This is a genomic window from Streptomyces sp. NPDC104814 (assembly GCF_055583185.1).
In genome coordinates this window covers 279,572-298,292 of record NZ_JBVJOL010000006.1, presented here as the reverse complement: position 1 = coordinate 298,292, position 18,721 = coordinate 279,572, and the positions used below count along the sequence as shown (strand labels likewise).

General features: G+C 72.5%; 17 protein-coding genes, 1 tRNA gene and 1 pseudogene. 3 read left to right on the top strand and 16 right to left on the bottom strand.

Going from position 1 to position 18,721, the window contains the following annotated elements; translation table 11 throughout:
- Nucleotide 1: 1 nt before the first annotated feature.
- From ACZ64A_RS22025 to ACZ64A_RS22005, 5 genes and pseudogenes are all read right to left on the bottom strand, one after another.
- Nucleotides 2-280 (bottom strand): DUF1876 domain-containing protein, encoded by a 279-nt coding sequence (locus ACZ64A_RS22025; RefSeq protein WP_469812356.1) that lies wholly within the window; start codon nucleotides 278-280, stop codon nucleotides 2-4.
- Nucleotides 281-353: 73 nt separating this feature from the next.
- A complete protein-coding gene (locus ACZ64A_RS22020) occupies nucleotides 354-1,199 on the bottom strand; it encodes an EamA family transporter (protein WP_469812354.1) in 846 nt (281 codons plus the stop codon).
- A pseudogene (locus ACZ64A_RS22015) lies at nucleotides 1,196-1,300 on the bottom strand (YbaK/EbsC family protein); the annotation flags it as partial. The pseudogene ACZ64A_RS22015 and the gene ACZ64A_RS22020, both read right to left, overlap by 4 nt.
- Before the next feature lie 272 nt (nucleotides 1,301-1,572).
- Nucleotides 1,573-3,798, bottom strand: a complete 2,226-nt coding sequence (locus ACZ64A_RS22010; protein ID WP_469812352.1) for an MMPL family transporter — start codon at nucleotides 3,796-3,798, stop codon at nucleotides 1,573-1,575.
- A gap of 99 nt (nucleotides 3,799-3,897) precedes the next feature.
- Nucleotides 3,898-4,497: a TetR/AcrR family transcriptional regulator gene (locus tag ACZ64A_RS22005; RefSeq protein WP_469812595.1), complete on the bottom strand. Its 600-nt coding sequence runs from the start codon at nucleotides 4,495-4,497 to the stop codon at nucleotides 3,898-3,900.
- Between the two features lie 191 nt (nucleotides 4,498-4,688).
- Between ACZ64A_RS22005 and ACZ64A_RS22000 the strand changes: the two genes are divergently transcribed.
- Nucleotides 4,689-7,925 (top strand): S41 family peptidase, encoded by a 3,237-nt coding sequence (locus ACZ64A_RS22000; RefSeq protein WP_469812350.1) that lies wholly within the window; start codon nucleotides 4,689-4,691, stop codon nucleotides 7,923-7,925.
- An 85-nt stretch (nucleotides 7,926-8,010) separates the two neighbouring features.
- Here the strand turns inward: ACZ64A_RS22000 and ACZ64A_RS21995 are convergent, their stop codons facing one another.
- From ACZ64A_RS21995 to ACZ64A_RS21980, 4 genes are all read right to left on the bottom strand, one after another.
- A complete protein-coding gene (locus ACZ64A_RS21995; RefSeq protein ID WP_469812348.1) occupies nucleotides 8,011-8,217 on the bottom strand; it encodes a hypothetical protein in 207 nt (68 codons plus the stop codon).
- 88 nt (nucleotides 8,218-8,305) lie between these two features.
- Nucleotides 8,306-9,190: an SDR family oxidoreductase gene (locus ACZ64A_RS21990; RefSeq protein WP_469812346.1), complete on the bottom strand. Its 885-nt coding sequence runs from the start codon at nucleotides 9,188-9,190 to the stop codon at nucleotides 8,306-8,308.
- Complete coding sequence (locus ACZ64A_RS21985) at nucleotides 9,187-10,161, bottom strand: alpha/beta fold hydrolase (protein WP_469812344.1); 975 nt, start codon at nucleotides 10,159-10,161, stop codon at nucleotides 9,187-9,189. The genes ACZ64A_RS21990 and ACZ64A_RS21985 overlap by 4 nt, the downstream gene beginning before the upstream one ends.
- Complete coding sequence (locus ACZ64A_RS21980; protein WP_469812342.1) at nucleotides 10,158-11,729, bottom strand: flavin-containing monooxygenase; 1,572 nt, start codon at nucleotides 11,727-11,729, stop codon at nucleotides 10,158-10,160. Before ACZ64A_RS21980 ends, ACZ64A_RS21985 begins: the two co-directional genes overlap by 4 nt.
- Before the next feature lie 152 nt (nucleotides 11,730-11,881).
- Between ACZ64A_RS21980 and ACZ64A_RS21975 the strand changes: the two genes are divergently transcribed.
- Nucleotides 11,882-12,529 carry a MerR family transcriptional regulator gene (locus ACZ64A_RS21975; RefSeq protein ID WP_469812340.1) on the top strand — a complete coding sequence of 216 codons (648 nt, stop codon included), beginning with the start codon at nucleotides 11,882-11,884 and terminating at the stop codon, nucleotides 12,527-12,529.
- A 4-nt stretch (nucleotides 12,530-12,533) separates the two neighbouring features.
- Here ACZ64A_RS21975 and ACZ64A_RS21970 read toward each other — a convergent pair whose 3' ends face one another.
- On the bottom strand, nucleotides 12,534-13,337 hold the full coding sequence (locus ACZ64A_RS21970; RefSeq protein ID WP_469812339.1) for an exodeoxyribonuclease III: 804 nt from the start codon (nucleotides 13,335-13,337) through the stop codon (nucleotides 12,534-12,536).
- A gap of 79 nt (nucleotides 13,338-13,416) precedes the next feature.
- Between ACZ64A_RS21970 and ACZ64A_RS21965 the strand changes: the two genes are divergently transcribed.
- Nucleotides 13,417-13,893: a GNAT family N-acetyltransferase gene (locus tag ACZ64A_RS21965; protein WP_469812337.1), complete on the top strand. Its 477-nt coding sequence runs from the start codon at nucleotides 13,417-13,419 to the stop codon at nucleotides 13,891-13,893.
- A 200-nt stretch (nucleotides 13,894-14,093) separates the two neighbouring features.
- Here the strand turns inward: ACZ64A_RS21965 and ACZ64A_RS21960 are convergent.
- The 6 genes from ACZ64A_RS21960 to glp form a co-directional block, all read right to left on the bottom strand.
- Nucleotides 14,094-14,167: transfer RNA gene (locus ACZ64A_RS21960), tRNA-Ala, on the bottom strand.
- A gap of 72 nt (nucleotides 14,168-14,239) precedes the next feature.
- Nucleotides 14,240-15,424 (bottom strand): divisome protein SepX/GlpR, encoded by a 1,185-nt coding sequence (gene sepX / locus ACZ64A_RS21955; protein ID WP_469812335.1) that lies wholly within the window; start codon nucleotides 15,422-15,424, stop codon nucleotides 14,240-14,242.
- Nucleotides 15,425-15,639: 215 nt separating this feature from the next.
- Nucleotides 15,640-16,275, bottom strand: a complete 636-nt coding sequence (locus ACZ64A_RS21950) for a GNAT family N-acetyltransferase (RefSeq protein WP_469812593.1) — start codon at nucleotides 16,273-16,275, stop codon at nucleotides 15,640-15,642.
- 20 nt (nucleotides 16,276-16,295) lie between these two features.
- Nucleotides 16,296-16,802: a MogA/MoaB family molybdenum cofactor biosynthesis protein gene (locus ACZ64A_RS21945; RefSeq protein WP_469812333.1), complete on the bottom strand. Its 507-nt coding sequence runs from the start codon at nucleotides 16,800-16,802 to the stop codon at nucleotides 16,296-16,298.
- Nucleotides 16,799-17,311: a cyclic pyranopterin monophosphate synthase MoaC gene (moaC, locus tag ACZ64A_RS21940; RefSeq protein WP_469812331.1), complete on the bottom strand. Its 513-nt coding sequence runs from the start codon at nucleotides 17,309-17,311 to the stop codon at nucleotides 16,799-16,801. The genes ACZ64A_RS21945 and moaC overlap by 4 nt, the downstream gene beginning before the upstream one ends.
- An 86-nt stretch (nucleotides 17,312-17,397) precedes the next feature.
- On the bottom strand, nucleotides 17,398-18,720 hold the full coding sequence (glp, locus tag ACZ64A_RS21935) for a molybdotransferase-like divisome protein Glp (RefSeq protein WP_469812329.1): 1,323 nt from the start codon (nucleotides 18,718-18,720) through the stop codon (nucleotides 17,398-17,400).
- Nucleotide 18,721: the final 1 nt, after the last annotated feature.

Sequence of the window (18,721 nt, the reverse complement as noted above, 5' to 3'; positions counted from 1 at the left end):
CTCACACGTGGATCGGGTGCGACGTGCGGCCCGACGCGCCGTCGATCTCGTCGTGCGCCTTCGTCAGCAGCCGCATGGCCAGCTCGTTCAGCGCCCGCGCACCGGCGATCTCCTCCCCGACACGGGGCTGAGGGGAGTCCGTGCGGTGGCGGGTGGCGCTGCCGTGGGCCCGCACTTCCGAACCGTCGGGCAGCCGCACCAGCGCCGCCGCGCGCGTGTGCTGGTCGTCCTCGCTGAACTCCAGCTCCACGTGCCAGCCCACCGTGGTCTGCACGGTCATGACGATCACCTCCGGAACATCTGCTTCCAGGGTGCTCCTCACGACGCCGGGACGCATCCAGCCGGGCGCGGCCCTACCCGGCGTGCAGCATCAGCCCGATCCCGACCACCAGCAGACCCGCCGCGGCGATCCGGGGCGCGCCGAAGCGCTCCTTGAAGAACAGCGCGCCGATCGCCGCGCCCACGATGATGGACGACTCGCGCAGGGCCGCGATCGGCGCGAGGGCCGCCTTGGTCTGCGCCCACAGGACCAGGCCGTAGGCGAGGACGGACAGCGTGGCGCCGAGCAGGCCGAGCGCGGCGTACGGCCGCAGCACGGCCGCCGTCCGTCCCCGCCAGCGCAGCACGGCGTACGCCGGAATGGCCACGCCCTCCAGGGCCATCAGCCAGGCGATGTATCCGAGGGAGGACCCGGAGGCGCGCACCCCGAGCCCGTCGAGGACCGTGTATCCGGCGATGGTGAGGCCGGTGGCGAGGGCCGCGCCGATCGCCGCCCAGTCCGGCCGGCGCCCGCGCAGCCCCCACAGGGCGACCCCGGTCAGGCCTGCGCAGGACACCACGACACCGGCGGCGGCCCAGCCGTTCGGCACCTCGTGCGCGAAGAGCGCGGCGAGCACGGTCACCACCAGGGGTGCGGAGCCACGGGCGATCGGATAGGCCTGCCCGAAGTCCCCGAGCCGGAAGGACCGCATCAGCAGCACGTAGTAGGCGACGTGGACGAGCGCGGACAGCAGCAGATACGGCCGGGCCGCGGCCGCCGGGACGGGCGTGAACGGCATCAGGGCGAGCCCGATGAGCGTCCCGCCGCCGGCGATGAGCGTGAACCCGACCAGCTTGTCGGTGATCTTGTGCGCGATGGCGTTCCAGCCGGCGTGCGTGACGGCGGCCAGCAGGACGGCCGCGGTGACGGCCGGGGTCACGAGGTGCGCTCGCGCACGTCCACCACGGTGGCGCCGGCGTGCGTGACGAGGTCGCCCGGTGCCATCGGGAACACCGTGTGCGGGGTCCCGGCGGCGGCCATCGTGAGCAGGGCCTGGGTGATCAGGGGGTGGGCGCCGGAGTCTCCAGCACCGTCGGCGTCAGTGGCGGCTGTCGTCGTCATGCCCCGCACGCTAGTAGTCCGTGCAGCGGGCACGCGACCGGTTATGGCCCAGGTCACGGGGGGTGGACTCAGGCCGTGGCCCACCCCGCGCCGAACGCGGGCGGCACCGTGCGCGGGGCCCCGCGAACAAGCCGGTGAGGGCGCCCCGTCCCCACGGAACCCTCACCGGCGGCTCGGTCGGGCGCGGCCCGTCAGGCGCGCACCAGCTCCTTGTCCCCGTGTCCGGCGTCGTCCGCGGTGCGCAGGCCCTCGCCCTCGACGTCCACGTTGGGCAGCGCGCGGTCCAGCCACTTCGGCAGCCACCAGGCGCGCTTGCCCAGCAGCGCCAGCACGGCCGGGACGAGCGCCATCCGGACGATGAAGGCGTCGAAGAAGACCGCGACGGCCAGGCCGAAGCCGATCATCTTCACCATCGACTCGCTGGAGCCGATGAACCCGGAGAAGACGGCGATCATGATGACGGCGGCCGCGGTGACGACCCGCGCGCCGTACTTGAAGCCGGTCACGACGGCCTGGCTCGGCTTCTCCCCGTGGACGTACGCCTCCCGCATCCGGGTCACGAGGAACACCTCGTAGTCCATCGCGAGGCCGAAGACCACGCCGACCATGAAGATCGGCATCATCGACATGACCGGTCCGGTCTGCTCGACGCCCATCAGGCCGGACAGCCAGCCCCACTGGAAGACCGCGACGACGGCGCCGAGGGCCGCGAGCACGCTCAGCAGGAAGCCCAGGGCCGCCTTCAGCGGGACCAGGATCGAGCGGAACACCACGATCAGCAGCAGGAACGCAAGCCCCACGACCAGTACGAGATACGGCACGAGGGCGTCGTTCAGCTTCTGCGAGACGTCGATGTTCATCGCCGTGGAGCCGGTGACGAGCACCTCGGCGCCGGTCGCGGACTTGATGTCCGCGCCCTTGTCACGGATGGCGTGGACCAGGTCCTCGGTCTGCGTGGACGACGGCTTGGACTTCGGGACGACGGTGATCGTGGCGGTGTCGCCCGCCTTGTTGGGCTTGCTCTGGACGACCGCCGCGACGTCCTTCATGCCCTTGATCTCGGCGGCGACCCGGTCGAAGGCCTTGCCCGGCGCGGCCGCGTCCTTGCCGTCGACGACGGCCATCAGCGGCCCGTTGAAGCCGGGGCCGAAGCCCTCGGAGAGCAGGTCGTAGGCCCGTCGCTGGGTCGTCGACACCGGCTGGGAGCCGTCGTCGGGCAGGCCCAGTTCCAGGGAGGCCGCCGGGACGGCCGCCGCGCCGAGACCGACGACGCCGAGCAGCAGGACGGCGACCGGACGGCGTACGACGAAGCTGGCCCAGCGGGTGCCCATGTTCGGCTTGCCGGCGGCGTCCCCGGCCGCGTTCTTGTCCTTGGCGCGGCCGCCGCCGAGCAGCTTGCTCTTCTCACCGGCCGGCTTGATCATGCGGCCGGCGTAGCCGAGCAGCGCCGGGATCATCGTCAGGGCGATGAGGACGGCGATGGCGACCGTGCCCGCGGCGGCGACGCCCATCTTGGTCAGCATGGGGATGTTGACGACCGACAGGCCGACCAGGGCGATGAGGACGGTCAGCCCGGCGAAGACGACCGCGGAGCCCGCGGTGCCCACGGCCCGGCCGGCGGCGTCCTCGCGGGTGCGGCCCTCGGCGAGTTCCGCGCGGTAGCGGGAGACGATGAACAGCGCGTAGTCGATGCCGACGGCGAGGCCGATCATCGACGCCAGCGTGGAGGTGGTGGAGCCGAGGTCGAGAGTGCTGGCCAGCGCGGTGATGGACGAGACGCCGATGCCGACGCCGATGATCGCGGTGAGCAGCGGCAACCCGGCCGCGAGCAGCGAGCCGAAGGTGATGACGAGGACGACGGCGGCGATGCCGATGCCGATGACCTCGGTGGCCCCGGTCTCGGGCGCCGCGGACAGCGCGTCACCGCCGATCTCCACGGTCAGCCCGGCGTCCCGCGCGTGCTGCCCGGCGGCCTTCAGGGCGTCCCGCGAGGCGTCCTTCAGCTCCATGCCGGAGACCTTGTACTTCACCGAGGCGTACGCGATCGTGCCGTCCTTGCTGACGGCGTGGGCCTGGTACGGGTCGGCGACGGAGGCGACCTCGGAGCCGGTGGCCAGCTCCTTCACGGTCTTCTCGACGGTGGCCTTGCCGGCGGCGTCGGTCACCTTGTGCCCGGCGGGTGCCTTGAAGACGACCCGGGCGGTGGCGCCGTCGGCGCTCATCCCGGGGAAGCGCTGTTCCAGCAGGTCGAAGGCCTTCTGGGCCTCAGTGCCGGGTATCGAGAAGGACGTGGAGCCCGCGGCGGGCGCGGAGGCGGCGCCGACGCCGGCGAGCGTCAGCAGCGCCACCCAGATCAGGGCGACGAAGTGCCGTCGCCTGAAGGCGAGGCGGCCCAGTTTGTAGAGGAACGTGGCCACGAGGGCGTACTCCCGGTCAAGTCGTGGATTCAGGGCAGGGGTGATCAGCCCGACGACGTGAGCGGAGACGTCAGGAATGGGCTTGCTGGGAGGGGACTGTCAGAGGATGGGGACGCCGAGGGCGGGGAGGACCACGGCGTCGATGTACGAGGTGAGGAAGGCCTGGGTGGGAGGCTGGTCGTCGAGCAGCGCCCGGGTGGCGAAGCCGCCGACCATCATGTGCAGCAGGAAGTCGAGCGCGGGACAGTCCGCGCGGACCTCGCCGCGGTCGATCGCCCGCTGGATCACCTGGTGGAAGCCGGACATCTCGGGTTCGACGAGCTGGGCCCTGAAGGCCTCGCGCAGGTCCGGGTTGTGGTGCATCGCCATGGCGACGCCCCGCATCAGCGCGGAGTTCTGCTGGATGGTGCAGTCGTCCTCCAGCCGCACCAGGGCGTGCAGGTCACCTCTCAGCGAGCCGGTGTCGATCTCGTCGATCCGGCCGTGCTTGGTGTGCCGGATGGCCCTCACGACCAGTTCGGCCTTGCCGCCCCACTGGCGGTAGAGCGTGGCCTTGCTGGAGCGGGTGCGGGCGGCGACGGCGTCCATGGTGAGGGCGTCGTAGCCGACCTCGCGGAGCAGGTCGAGCACGGCCTCGTACAGCTCGGCCTCGCGCTCGGGGGTGATGCGGCTGCGACGTGCCGCCGCGACCTCGGTCATCCCGGTCACCACCCTCCGCTCCTGCGCTTCGAACGACACGGTTTCGTACACGACGAATGTATCCCACCCCACAAGCGAAACGAAACGGTTTCGTTCGTGTTGTGGGTCACGGTCGTGAGGACCGTATAAAGGTCCCGTGCCCGCCCTCCGCACGAGTTGCCCGGGCCTGGCGAGCGGAAAAGCATGGGGAGGTGAGCTATCTGCGCATGCCCCACCTCCATGGCGATCTGCTGTGCTTCGTGGCCGAGGACGACCTGTGGCTGGCCCCGCTCGACGGACGGGAGCGCGCCTGGCGGCTGACCGCCGACCGCACCAAGGCCGCCCACCCCCGCTTCTCCCCCGACGGCAGCCTCGTCGCCTACACCAGCTGGCGCACCCTCGACCCGGAGATCCACCTGGAACCCGTGGACGGCGGCACCAGCCGCCAGCTCACCTACTGGGGCAGCTCCGACACCCGGGTGACCGGCTGGTCCCCCGACGGCGACATCCTCGCGGTGGCCTCGCACGGTGAACCGTTCTCCTACTTCACCTGGGCCTACAAGGTCACGACCGAGGGCGACCCGGGCCGCAAACTCCCCTGGGGCCCGGTCACCGACGTCCAGGTCGCCGACCTGGCCGGGGAGCGCAGGTCACTGCTGCTCACCGGCACCCCGCCGCACGAACCGGCGTCCTGGAAGCGGTACCGGGGCGGCGCCATGGGACGGCTGTGGCTGCACGGACGCCGGCTCCTCGCCGACATCGGCGGCCACCTCGCCTCCCCGATGTTCGTCGGCGACCGCATCGCCTTCCTCTCCGACCACGAGGGCGTCGGCAACCTCTACTCCTGCGCCCACGACGGCTCCGGCCTGCGCCGCCACACCGACCACGACGCCTTCTACGCCCGCCACGCCGCGAGCGACGGCAACCGGGTCGTCTACCAGTGCGCGGGCGAGCTGTGGATCGTCGACGACCTCTCCGCCGACTCCGAGCCGCGCCGCCTCGACGTGCGCCTGAGCGGCCCGCGCACCGGACGGCGGCCCTACCAGGTGCCGGCGGCACAGCACGTCGACGGCCTCAGCGTGGACGAGACGGGCCGCGCCAGCGCCGTCGTCGTACGCGGCAGCCTGTACTGGCTCACCCACCGCGACGGACCCGCCCGCACCATCGCCGACACCCCCGGCGTACGCGTCCGGCTGCCCGAGATGCTCGGCTCCGGCGGACAGGTCGCCTACGTCACCGACGCCGAGGGCGAGGACGCCGTCGAGATCGCCTACCTGCCCCGCACGACCGGCGAGCGCGCCCCGCGCCGACTGGCCTCCGGCGCACTCGGCCGGGTGCTGGAGATGGTCGCCGACCCCGACGGCGAACGGCTCGCCATCGCCTCGCACGACGGACGGCTGCTGCTCCTGGACACCGGCGACGAGGCCGACGGCGAGGTCTCCGAGCTGATCCGGTCCATCAACGGCCCCGTGCGGGACCTGGCCTTCTCCCCCGACGGGGCGTGGCTGACCTGGTCCCACCCCGGGATCGGACGGTCCCTGCGGCAGATCAAGATGGCCCGCATCAAGGACCGGACGATCATCGACGTGACCAACGGCCGCTTCGAGGACGAGAATCCCGTCTTCACCCGCGACGGCCGCTACCTCGCCTTCCTGTCCTGGCGCGGCTTCGACCCGGTGTACGACGTGCACACCGGCGACCTGTCCTTCCCGCTCGGCTGCCGCCCCTACCTCGTGCCGCTGTCCTCGGCCACTCCCTCCCCGTTCGCGCTCAGCCCCGAGGGCCGGCCGGCCGCCGGGGGCCTGGACCCGCTGGAGGACGAGGGCGGCGACGGACAGGTGACCGTCGAGGTGGAGGGGCTGGCCAACCGGGTCGTGCCGTTCCCGGTGATCGCCTCCAAGTACTCGGCGCTGTACCCGGTCGCCGGCGGCGGACTGGTGTGGCTGCGCTGGCCGATCTCCGGCGCCCTCGGCGAGACCTTCGTCAACCCCGACGACACCACCGGCCGCCCCACCCTGGAGTACTTCAACCTCGCCAAGGCCAAGAAGACCGAACTCGTCGGCCACCTCGACTACTTCGCGGTCAGCGGCGACGGCACCCGGCTCGTCGTCGTCGACGAGGGCGAGCTGCGCGCGGCGCCCTCCACCGAACCCGGCGACAGCGACACCACGGTGTGGATCGACCTGCGCCGCATCCTGCACGAGGTCGACCCGCCCGCCGAGTGGCGCCAGTCCTTCGAGGAGGCCGGCCGGCTCATCCGCGCCTACTTCTGGGACCCCGGCATGAGCGGCATCGACTGGGACGGGGTGCTCGCGCAGTACCGCCCGCTGGTCGAACGGGTCGCCTCCCCCGACGAGTTCGCCGACCTGCTGCGCGAGGTGCTCGGCGAACTCGGCACCTCCCACGCCTACGTCACCGCCGCCCGCCGCAACGAGGGCCCGCCGCACTACCAGCGCTGGCAGGGGCTGCTGGGCGCCAACTTCGTCTGCCGGGAGGGGACCTGGCGGATCAAGCGCATCCTGCCCGGCGACTCCTCCGACTCCAAGGCCCGCTCCCCGCTCGCCGGCACCGGCATCCGCGAGGGCGCCGCCCTCACCCACGTCGACGGCCGCCCGGTGGACCCGGTGGCCGGACCCTACCCGCTGCTCGCCGGGGCGGGCGGCACGACCGTGGAGCTGACGTTCGCCGTCACGGAGGAAGAGGAGGGCGCCGAGGCGCACTCCCGGCGCGTGGCCGTCGTCCCCCTCATCGACGAACGGCCCCTGCGCTACCAGGACTGGGTGGCCAAGCGCCGCGAGGTCGTACGCGAGCTGAGCGGCGGCAAGTGCGGCTATCTGCACATCCCCGACATGGGCGGCTCCGGCTGGGCCCAGTTCAACCGCGACCTGCGCATGGAGATGTCCCGGCCCGCACTCATCGTGGACGTACGCGGCAACGCCGGCGGCCACATCAGCGAACTCGTCATCGAGAAACTGACCCGCACGATCCTCGGCTGGGACCTCACCCGCAACGCCCAGCCCGTGTCGTACGCCTCCAACGCCCCGCGCGGGCCGATCGTCGCGCTCGCCGACGAGGCGACCTCGTCGGACGGCGACATGATCACGGCCGCGTTCAAGCTGCTGCAACTGGGGCCGGTGGTCGGCCAGCGCACCTGGGGCGGCGTGGTCGGCATGACCGGCCGGCACCGCCTCGGCGACGGCTCGGTGATCACCGTACCGATGAACGCGGCCTGGTTCGACGCCTACGGCTGGTCCATCGAGAACCACGGGGTCATCCCCGACGTCGAGGCCCTGCGCACCCCGCTGGACTGGGCGGAGGGCCGCTACGCCCAGCTCGACGACGCCGTCCGGCTGGCCCTCGACCTGCTGCAGACCCACCCGCCGGCGTCCCCGCCGGACTACCGCAACGTCCCCAACCGGGCCCGGCCGAAGCTGCCACCGCGGCAGTGAACGGCCGCCGCGGCGGCGGCGGAACGCGCACGTGGGGTGCCCGAGGGAAACCCGGGCACCCCACGCCGTACCGGTCAGACCGAGGTCAGATCATGTCCTCGTCGCGGTCGAAGCGCTCGTCCAGCTCGTGCTCCGCGTCCTCCATGCCCTGGCGGCCGCGCTCACGCTGCGGGCGGTCCTGCGACTGCTGCGAGCCGCGGTTGCCCATCTTGTCGCGGGCCTGCTCGCCCTTGTCGCGGGCCTGGTTCTGCCACTGCTCGGCCTGGTCCTGGAACTTGTCCTTCATGCCCATGTGGGTTCACTCCTGTGGTGGGTGATTCAGTCGCCCCCTGAGGGGGCCTCGACCAGATTCACATGGGCCGTGACGCTGCGCATGTCGATCAGTTACGCAGCGTGCTGCGCTCCTGCTCATCGGCCGCGCCACCTGCGCCGACGAGGCCCGAGCGCATGCCCTGGAGCCGGTCCCCGAACCGCCGCATCTCCCGCTGACCCACCGTGCCGATCAGGCCCGGCAGATACCCGCGCACCCCCTGCATGCCGCGCAGCCACCACTGCCCGTACACATGGCTGGAGCGGCGCTCGATCCCGTCGACGATCCGGTCCACGGCCGGGCCCAGCGGATAGGTCTTGTTGGACGGCCACGGCAGCCGCTGCCGCAGCTCCCGCATCACCTCGTCCTGGTCCGCGCCGCGCACCATGTCGGTGTCGGTCCACGACAGGTAGGCGACACCCACCCGCACACCCCGGTAGCCGACTTCGGCGCGCAGACTGTGCGCGTACGCCTCCACACCCGACTTGGACGCGCAGTACGCCGTCATCATCGGCGCGGGCGTGATCGCGGCGAGCGAGGCGACCTGGAGCAGATAGCCGCGGCTCTCCATCAGCACCGGCAGGAAGGCGCGGGCGGTGACCGCCGAGCCGATCAGATTGACCTCGATGACCCGGCGCCAGGCGTCCGGATCGGAGTCGACGAACGGACCGCCCGTCGCCACACCGGCGTTGGCCACCACGATGTCGACCTTGCCGAACCGCTCCTTGACCTCCTGCGCGACCCGCGCCATCGCCTCGTGGTCGGTGACGTCGGCGTGCCAGTACGCACTCTCGCTGTGCAGCCGCTCGGAGACCTCCTTCAGGGCCTCGGGCTCCAGACCGACCAGGGCCACCTTCGCGCCGCGCACGGACAGCTTGCGGGCGAGCAGCTCACCGACCCCGCGCGCGGCGCCGGTGACGACCGCGACCTGCCCCTCCAGGCTCACCTTGCTCATGCGCTCTCCTCCAGTTTCGCGGGTGCACCTTTCGCGGCTGCACGTTCGGCGGGTGCACGTTTCGCGGGTGCGGTGACGTGGGCGGCGATCAGTTCCCGGATCCTGGTGGTGACCAGGTCGGGTGCCTCGATCGGGGTCATGTGACCGATGCCGGGCAGCTCGGTCAGTCCGGCGCAGTCCGGCAGCGCCGCGGCCAGGGACCGGGCGTGCACCGGCGGGGTGAGCCGGTCGGCGGTGCCCGCGACGATCTCGGTGGGCACCGTCAACTCCCGCACACCGTGGTCGAGGTCGAGCAGATCCAGCACCTGCGACCAGGCGTACCGTGCCGTGCGCGGGCAGCCGTGCACGATCCGCGCGCACGCCTCGACCATGTGCGGGGCCGAACCGGGGCCCATCGTGCCGTACTTGAGGATCCGCAGCGCGAGGGGCGTGACCGGGCCGAGCGGGGCCCGTGAGCCGAGGATGCGCCCGGTCAGCCAGGTCCGCAGCCGCCCGGCCCTGATCGGTACGACGGTGGACTCGGCGACCAGCCGGGAACTGCCCGTGCTGCACAGCAGGACGGCCGCCGCGTGCTCCCGGAACTTCGTCCGGCCGGCCGCCGCCATCACCGTCATGCCGCCCATCGAGTGCCCGGCGATCACCGCCCGTTCGCCGGGCGCGAGGGTCGCCGCCAGGACGGCTTCGAGGTCGTCGGCGAGGGCGTCGGTGCCGCACGCCGCGCTCACCGGGCTGCGCCCGTGGCCGCGCTGGTCGTAGGCGATGACGCGGTGACCGCCGGACAGCGCCCGGATCTGCGCCGCCCAGAAGGCGGTCGAGCAGGTCCAGCCGTGAGCGAGGACGACGGCCGGGGCATCCTCCGGTCCATGCACCTCGACGTGCAGGCGGGCGCCGTCGGCCGAGGTGACGGTGAGTGTGCGGGCGGGTTCCGGCGGCGCGTACGGACCCAAGGTGACGTGCGCGGGCCGGCTCACGCGGTCACCTCCGCGGCGCCGTCGACCGGGGCGGCCTCGCTCTGCGCGGAGGCGGGAGCGGCCTCGCTCTCCGCAGGCGCCTGGGCGTCCTTCGCCGGTGGCCGCAGGACGACGTACTCCCCCAGGTCCACCCGGCGGGTCGCCCGGCGGAACTCGCTGGTCGTGCCCGGCCAGATGGTCGTGTTGCGGCCGCTCGCGTCCAGGTACCAGCTGGTGCAGCCGCCCGTGTTCCACACCGTGCGCTTCATCCGCTCCTGCACCCGCCGGTTCCAGGCGCCCACGGCGCTCGGGCGGGCGTCGAGGGCGGCGCGGCCGCCGAGGACGTTCAGCTGGCGCAGATAGTCCGCCATGTAGTTCAGCTGGGACTCGATCATGAGGATCATCGAGGAGTTGCCGAGGCCGGTGTTGGGCCCGATGATCGTCATCCAGTTCGGGAACCCGGCGGCAGCGGCACCCCGCAGCGCCTGCATGCCGCCCTTCCAGTGCTCGGCGAGGGTGCTGCCGTCCGCGCCCACCACCCGCTCGGCGATCGGCATGTCCGTGACGTGGAAACCGGTACCGAAGACGATCGCGTCGACCTCTGTCTCGGTGCCGTCGGCGGCGACGACCGTGGACCCGCGGACCTCGCTGAGCCCGCTGGCCACGACGTCGACGTTGGGCTGCGCGAGCGCCGGATAGTAGGTGTTGGAGAGCAGGATGCGCTTGCAGCCGATGCGGTAGTCAGGGGTGAGCTTGGCGCGCAGCGCCGGGTCCTTGATGGCGCGGGCCATGTTGCGCTTGGCGAGCTGCTCGACGAAGCCCAGTTCGTTCGGGTGCTTGGTGAACGCCTGCACCTGCAGCTCGCGGATGCCCCACAGCAGGCCGCGGCGGGCCTTCGTGGTGAACGGCAGCTGCTGGTGCAGCCACCGCTCGGCGCCGCTGATCGCCCGGTCGACGCGGGGCATCACCCAGGCCGGGGTGCGCTGGAAGAGGGTGAGGCGGCCGACCTTCGGCTGGATGGACGGCACGATCTGGATGGCGGAGGCACCGGTGCCGATCATCGCGACGCGCTTGCCGGTCAGGTCGTAGTCGTGGTCCCAGCGGGCGGAGTGGAAGACCTTGCCGGGGAAGGTGTCCAGGCCCGGGATGTCCGGGATCTTCGGGTCGGACAGCGGTCCGGTGGCGGAGACGACGACGTCGGCCGTGAGATCACCGGACGCGGTCTCGATGCGCCAGTGCAGCCGCTCGGCGTCCCAGGTCATCCGCTTGACCTCGGAGTCGAAGCGCAGGTGCGGGCGCAGCCCGAAGGTGTCGGTGACGTGCTCCAGGTAGGCGCGGATGTGCTCCTGGCCGGAGAAGGTGCGCGGCCAGTCGGGCTTGGGCGCGAAGGAGAAGGAGTACAGGTGGGAGGGGACGTCGCAGGCGCAGCCGGGGTAGCTGTTGTCGCGCCAGGTGCCGCCGACGCCGCTCGCCCGCTCCAGGACGACGAAGTCCGTGATCCCCTCGCGGCGCAGCCGCACGGCGGCACCGAGCCCGCCGAATCCGGATCCGATCACCGCCACCCGTACATGCTCGTGTTCGTGGGCCATCCGAAGCCTCCGCGCATCGCTGTTGGACTCTGCCGGTCCCTGCCAGACTCTGCCAGTGAACACTGGCGCAATGGGGAGAGTAGAGGAGTGGCCTACTGATGGGTAGGGGGTGGGCGAGGAAAGTTACCGGCGGTAGACCATAGGCTCCTCCCGTGGCCGAGAAGCGTGAGTACCGCATGGAGGAGCTGGCAGAGCTGGCCGGCATCACGGTGCGCACCCTGCGCTTCTACCGCGAGCGCAAACTGCTGCCGCCGCCCCGCCGCGAGGGCCGGATCGCCTGGTACGACGACCACCACCTGGCCCGGCTGCGCACCATCGCCGCCCTGCTGGAGCGCGGCCACACCCTCAACGGCATCGCGGAACTCGCCGAGGCCCTCGACCAGGGCCGCAACGTCGCCGACCTGATCGGCGTCGGCACCCCCACCGAGGAGGAGCCGGTCCGGCTCACCCCCGAGGAGCTGGCCGCCCGCTTCGAGGGCGAGGTCACCCCCGAGAACCTCGCCGCCGCCATGGACCTCGGCTACCTCGGCACCGACGGCGACGAGATCGTCCACATCAGCCGGCGCCTGCTGGACGTCTCCTCCGCCCTGGTCCGCGAGGGCATCCCGCTCGCCGAGGTCCTCGCGGCCGGCGCCCGCGTCCGCGAACACGCCGACGCCCTCGCCGAACTCTTCACCACCCTGATCCAGCGCCACACCGGCGAGAACGGCCTGCACCGCCTGCGCCCCCTGGCCCGCAGCGTGGTGGAAGCAGAACTGTCCCTGGCCCTGGACCGACGGCTCAGCAAGCGGGAGCGGTGACCACTCAGCGGTCGTACACCACCGTCACCGGCGCGTGGTCCGACCAGCGCTCGGCGTGCGTGGCGGCGCGCTCGACGAACCCCTTGACCGCCCGGTCCGCGAGCCCCGGCGTCGCCACGTGGTAGTCGATCCTCCATCCTGAATCGTTCTCGAAGGCCCGCCCCCGGTACGACCACCAGCTGTACGGGCCCTCCACGTCCGGGTGCAGGGCGCGGACCACGTCCGTGTAGCCGCCGTCGGCCGGGGCGAGGACGCGGCTCAGCCACTCGCGCTCCTCGGGCAGGAAGCCGGAGTTCTTCTGGTTGGCGCGCCAGTTCTTCAGGTCGGCCGGCTGGTGGGCGATGTTCCAGTCGCCGCAGACCAGGACCTCACGGCCGTCGGCGGCGGCCCGCTCGCGCAGCTCCTTGAGGTAGGCCAGGAACGCGTCCATGAAGCGGATCTTCTCGTCCTGCCGCTCGGTGCCGACCTCGCCCGAGGGCAGGTAGAGGGAGGCGACCGTCACGCCGGGCAGATCGGCCTCGACGTAGCGGCCGCTGCCGTCGAACTCCTCCGAGCCGAAACCGACGCGGACGCGGTCGGGTTCACGGCGGGTGTACAGGGAGACGCCGGCCCGGCCCTTGGCGGCGGCCGGGGCGTGCACGACGTGCCAGCCGTCGGGCTGCCGGACCTCCTCGGTCAGCTGGTGCGGCTCGGCGCGCACCTCCTGGAGGCAGACGACGTCGGCCTCGGTCCGGGCGAGCCACTCCACGAAGCCCTTCTTGGCGGCGGCCCGCAGCCCGTTCACGTTCACGGTGGTTACTGTCAGCACCCCGGCACGATACCGGCACACTGGTCCGGGTCCGGAAAATCCGAGAGTCCACCTCCTGCATAGAAGTACGATGCCTAGCATGCTTATACGTCGCGTCCCGTTCGACCACCCCGACGCCGTCAAGCTCAACGACGAGGTCCAGGCCGAGTACCACGAGCGCTACGGCGACGGCGGCGACGCCACGCAGCTCGACCCGTCCGACTTCGAGCCGCCGAACGGCGTGTACCTCATCGCGTACGACGCCGACGAGCGGCCCGTCGCCACCGGCGGCTGGCGCCGGCAGGACGCCAACCACGAGGGCAACCGGGACGGCGACGCCGAGCTGAAGCGGATGTACGTGGTCGCCGACATGCGCGGCCGGGGGCTCGCCCGGCGCATCCTGGCCGCCCTCGAGGAGGACGCCCGGGCGGCGGGCCGTGTCCGCATGGTCCTGGAGACCGGCACCAAGCAGCCGGAGGCCATCGCCCTGTACACCTCCTGCGGCTACGAGCCCTGCGAGAAGTTCGGCTACTACCGCTTCCACGAGGAGAGCCGCTGCTTCGCGAAGACGCTGTAGCGGCACCGCTTCGCGAAAACGCCGCCGTCGCGCGGTTCGCCTGGCCGTATCAACTGGCACTGCTCGGGCTGCCGGTGACCTTCGCCACGCCGACCGGCACGACGGTGGCGGCGCTGCGTTCCTGAGAACAGACGCCGGATCACCAGCCGGCACATGACGAAGGCCCCGGCGATCTGATGATCGCCGGGGCCTTCATTGCGTGGACCTGAGGGGATTTGAACCCCTGGCCCCCTCGATGCGAACGAGGTGCGCTACCGGACTGCGCCACAGGCCCTTGCAACGAGTGAAACTTTAGCATCCCGCACGGCGTGCTCGGAAATCCGCTCCGGGCGGGCCGGGTCCGGGGTCACTCGTTGGCCGCGCGCGGCCGCTCGCCGTCCTCGTACTGGTCGAAGAGGGGGGTGCGCCCGCGCTCGCGGGCGCGGCGTGCGGAGGCCGCGCGGCGCGCGTCGCTGCGGCCGTCGTCCGCCGACCGGTCGTCCGCGCCGGCGGGCGCGTCGGGCTCGGCGGGCTGTTCGTCCCGCAGTTCCGGCGCCACCGCGCTGGAGCGGGCCGAACTCCACGCGTCGGGGGCGCCGAGGTCGACGTCCGCCGTGGCACGCGGGGCGACCGGCGCGGTGACGTACGTCGGCAGGGGCACGGGCACCGGGTCCCAGCTGTCGCCGTGGCCGGGGCGCCGCTGCCGCTCGCGCTGCTGGTCGACCCACTCGGCGTGGTCGGTCTGCTCCACCAGGGCGCGCCGGTCGGCGGCGAGCGCCGACAGCCCGGGGTCGGTGGCGGTGTCGTGGTCCGCGTGCGGCTCCTCGGCGTCGGCGGGCGCGCCGGTGCCGACGGGCGTGCGCCGGCGCGGCTGGCGTTCGCGCAGTCGCTGGGCCGCGACCTCGGCCCGGCGGCGGTCCATCTGGTAGGCGAAGCGGCGGCGCTCCTGCCGGCGCAGATAAACGATGTACGCGCTGAGCATGACGGCGGGTACGCCGGGTGCCCACAGGAACGCGAGTCCGCCGACGGCGGCGACGATCGCGCCGAGGGTGAAGGCGAGGAAGAGCATCACGGTGGTGCGCCGGCGACGGGCGAGGACCTTGGTGCGCTGGGCGCGCGCGGCGGCCGCCTCGGCGGAGGGCGCACGCCGGGCTTGCGGCACCCGGCCGCGCGCCGGTGCGGGCTCGGGCTCGTGCACCGGCTCGCTCTCCGGCTCGTGCCCCGCTTCGTCGTGCTCGTAGCCCTGCGCCGGGGCCGTCGCCCGGGTGTGCCGGCGCGTCGGGGGCACGGCGAAGGCCCGGACGTCCACCGTGTCGGTGACGGCGTCCGGGTCGGCGAGGTCGCTCTCCTCCTCGTCGGCGGAGCGCGCCCGCAGGTCCTTGGCGTATCGGCGCTCCATGCCCGCCCGTCCGGACAGCAACCGGATGGCGGTGCTGAAGCGTTCCGTCGGACGGGCCTCGTTCAGCTCGTCCTGCCTACGGAGCCACATCGGCACCAAGTAGGCGGCCCAGGCCCCGACAATGACTGCGTAGATGAGGCCGCTGCTGCTCACGTCTCACACGGTAGAGGGGTTTGCACGAGGCCATCCGCCAATTGGGCCGGTGTGTCGCACGATCTGGCTGATATTTCGAACTTTTTTTGTGATCGATGCGATCAGCGGGCCACTTCGACCCGGAATTCACCGCCCCGAGACGGTCATGAGCCGATCAATTTCGAACATATATTCAATTTCCCAGGTGCGGGAGACCGGCGCGGGTTTCCTCGGGCCTAACCGTGATTGCCGGGGGTGTTCTGCGGGCGCTGCGACGAGCCGTTGCGGTTGCGGGTGCGCCGCCAGCGGGCGAGCAGCCCCTCCGGGACTTCCTCGGCCGTCAGCGCGAAGACGAGATGGTCACGCCAGGCGCCGTCGATGTGCAGATAGCGGGGCCGCAGCCCCTCCTCGCGGAATCCGAGTTTCTCCACCACCCGGCGGCTGGGCACGTTCTCGGGGCGAATGCACACCTCGATGCGGTGCAGGCCGACGGTGCGGAAACAGTGGTCGACGGCGAGCGCCACGGCCGTCGGCATCACGCCACGGCCGGCCACCGCCTCGTCCACCCAGTACCCCACGTGACCCGAGCACATCGACCCCCAGGTGATCCCGGCGACCGTCAACTGCCCGACCACCCGTCCCTGGTACTCGAGGACGAACGGCAGCATCCGGCCCGCACGCGCCTCCCGGCGCAGGTGCCGCACCATCTGCCGGTAGGTCGGCCGGTGCGCGATCGGCCCGGTCGGCGTGGGCGGCGGGATGGTCGCCTCCCACGGCCGCAGCCAGTCGCGGTTGCGCCGGTTGACCTCGCGCCAGGCGCTCTGGTCGCGCATCCTTATGGGCCGCAGGACGACATCGCCCTCGGCCAGCACCACGGGCCAGGATGAGCCGTTCAGCTCGCACCCCCGTTTCCGGCGTCTGATCTCGGGTGGTCTCCGCCGCGGATCTGGTCGACGGCGTGCACCAGCAGCGGCTGCAGGACCGCGAGGCCGTCCTTCACGCCGCCCGTCGACCCCGGCAGATTGACGATCAGGGTCCGCCGGGCGACACCGGCCAGTCCCCGCGACAGCGCCGCGGTCGGCACCTTGCCCCGGCCGAACGCGCGGATCGCCTCCGCGATGCCCGGCACCTCGTAGTCGATCACCGCGCGCGTCGCCTCCGGCGTGCGGTCGGTGGGCGAGAGGCCGGTGCCGCCGGTGGTCACGACGACGTCGTAGCCCTCCTCGGCGGCCGCCCGCAGCTCATCGCGCACCGGGTCGCCGTCGGGCACCACCCGCGGGCCGTCGACGTCGAAGCCGAAACGCTTCAGGCCGTCGGCGACCAACGGCCCGCCCCGGTCCTCGTAGACACCCGCGGCGGCCCGGTTGGAGGCCGTGACGACCAGCGCCCGGTAGCTCATGCCCGGCTCCAGTCGCCCGACTTGCCGCCCGTCTTGTGCTCCACCCGCACGTCCGTGATGACCGCTCCCTTGTCGACCGCCTTCACCATGTCGATCACGGTGAGCGCGGCGACGGAGACCGCGGTGAGGGCCTCCATCTCGACGCCCGTACGATCCGTCGTCTTCACCGTGGCCGAGATCTCCACGGCGTCGTCCGCGACCGACAGGTCCAGTTTCACACCCGACACCGCGAGCGGGTGGCACAGCGGGATCAGATCGGGGGTGCGCTTGGCTCCCATGATCCCGGCGATCCGCGCGGTGGCCAGTGCGTCGCCCTTGGGGACACCCTCGCCGCGCAGCAGCTCGATCACCCGGGGCGAGACGAGGACGCGGCCGCTGGCGCGGGCGGTGCGCGCGGTCACGTCCTTGCCGGACACGTCGACCATACGGGCGGCACCCGCGTCGTCGATGTGCGTCAGGCGGTCCTGCACGGGCTGTCCGGGGGTCTCCCCCCGGTTGGGCACAGTCATGGTGGTGGCGCTCCCGGTCCGGGCCCGGCGCGGTGCGGCGCGCGGGCCTGTGTTGTGCGCGACACGGTACCCCGCGCCGGGAGCGCTCAGCCGAGCAGGACGACCTCGATCTCGCTGCCGGGCGCGACCGACTCCACGTCCTCGGGCACCACGATCAGGGCGTTGGCGTGCGCGAGGGCCGCGATCAGATGCGAGCCGGTGCCGCCCACCAAGGTGACCGTGCCGTCGGCGTAGGCGCCGCGCAGGAACTGCCGGCGGCCCTTCGGCGAGGTCAGCGGCCGCTCGGCGGACAGGGTCGCGGTGGCCGTGGGCCGGTGCACGTCCTGAAGTCCCATCAGGGTGCGGATGGCGGGCCGCACGAACAGCTCGAAGGAGACGTACGACGACACCGGGTTGCCCGGCAGCGCGAGCAGCGGGGTGTGGTCGGGGCCGATGGAGCCGAAGCCCTGGGGCTTGCCGGGCTGCATGGCGAGCTTGCGGAACTCCACGCCGCCGCCCGCCTCGTCCTGGTCGGCGACGTGCGACAGGGCCTCCTTGACCACGTCGTACGCGCCGACGCTCACCCCGCCGGTGGTCACCATGAGGTCGGCGCGCACCAGCTGGTCCTCGATGGTGGAGCGCAGCGTCTCCGCGTCGTCGGCGACGGCGCCCACCCGGTAGGCGATGGCGCCGGCGTCGCGGGCGGCGGCGGTGAGGGCGAAGCTGTTGGAGTCGTAGATCTGACCGTGCGCCAGTTGCTCGCCGGGCTGGATCAGTTCGCTGCCGGTGGACAGCACGACCACGCGCGGGCGCGGGCGCACCCGGACCGTGCCGCGGCCGATCGCGGCGAGCAGGGCGATCTGCGGCGGGCCGAGCACGGTGCCCGCCGCGAGGGCGCGGTCGCCGGCCCGGACGTCGCTGCCGGCCGCGCGCACATGCGCGCGTGCCTCGGCGGGCCGGTACACGCGTACGTGCCCCTCGGCGCCCTCCGGGGCGAGCGCGCGGGCGCGCATGCCGGTCACGGGGCCCTCGCCGAGCCCGCCGTCGGTCCACTCCACGGGTACGACGGCCTCGGCGCCGGGCGGCAGCGGGGCGCCGGTCATGATGCGGGCGGCCTGGCCGGGGCCGACGTGGAGCAGGCCGGCCTGGCCGGCCGCGACGTCCCCGACGACCTCCAGGACCGCCGGGAACTCCTCGTTCGCGCCCGCCACGTCCGCGACCCGCACCGCGTAGCCGTCCATCGAGCTGTTGTCGAAGGGCGGCAGGGACAGCGGCACCTGCACGTCCTCGACCAGGACGCAGCCCTGGGCGTCGAGCAGCTGCAGCTCGATCGGCTCCAGGGGGCGCACCGTGGTGAGGACGTCCTCCAGGTGCTCGTCCACCGACCACAGGTGGTCGGGGCCCGGGGTGCGGGACGCGGCGCTGCTCAAG

What these genes read in the sequence shown, in the direction of transcription:
- ACZ64A_RS21945 (WP_469812333.1), bottom strand. Translation starts at nt 16,802, where the DNA reads ATGAGCTACCGGGCGCTGGTCGTCACGGCCTCCAACCGGGCCGCCGCG.
- ACZ64A_RS22025 (WP_469812356.1), bottom strand. Translation starts at nt 280, where the DNA reads ATGACCGTGCAGACCACGGTGGGCTGGCACGTGGAGCTGGAGTTCAGC.
- moaC (WP_469812331.1), bottom strand. Translation starts at nt 17,311, where the DNA reads ATGACTGTGCCCAACCGGGGGGAGACCCCCGGACAGCCCGTGCAGGAC.
- ACZ64A_RS22005 (WP_469812595.1), bottom strand. Translation starts at nt 4,497, where the DNA reads ATGACCGAGGTCGCGGCGGCACGTCGCAGCCGCATCACCCCCGAGCGC.
- ACZ64A_RS21980 (WP_469812342.1), bottom strand. Translation starts at nt 11,729, where the DNA reads ATGGCCCACGAACACGAGCATGTACGGGTGGCGGTGATCGGATCCGGA.
- ACZ64A_RS21995 (WP_469812348.1), bottom strand. Translation starts at nt 8,217, where the DNA reads ATGGGCATGAAGGACAAGTTCCAGGACCAGGCCGAGCAGTGGCAGAAC.
- ACZ64A_RS21990 (WP_469812346.1), bottom strand. Translation starts at nt 9,190, where the DNA reads ATGAGCAAGGTGAGCCTGGAGGGGCAGGTCGCGGTCGTCACCGGCGCC.
- ACZ64A_RS21965 (WP_469812337.1), top strand. Translation starts at nt 13,417, where the DNA reads ATGCTTATACGTCGCGTCCCGTTCGACCACCCCGACGCCGTCAAGCTC.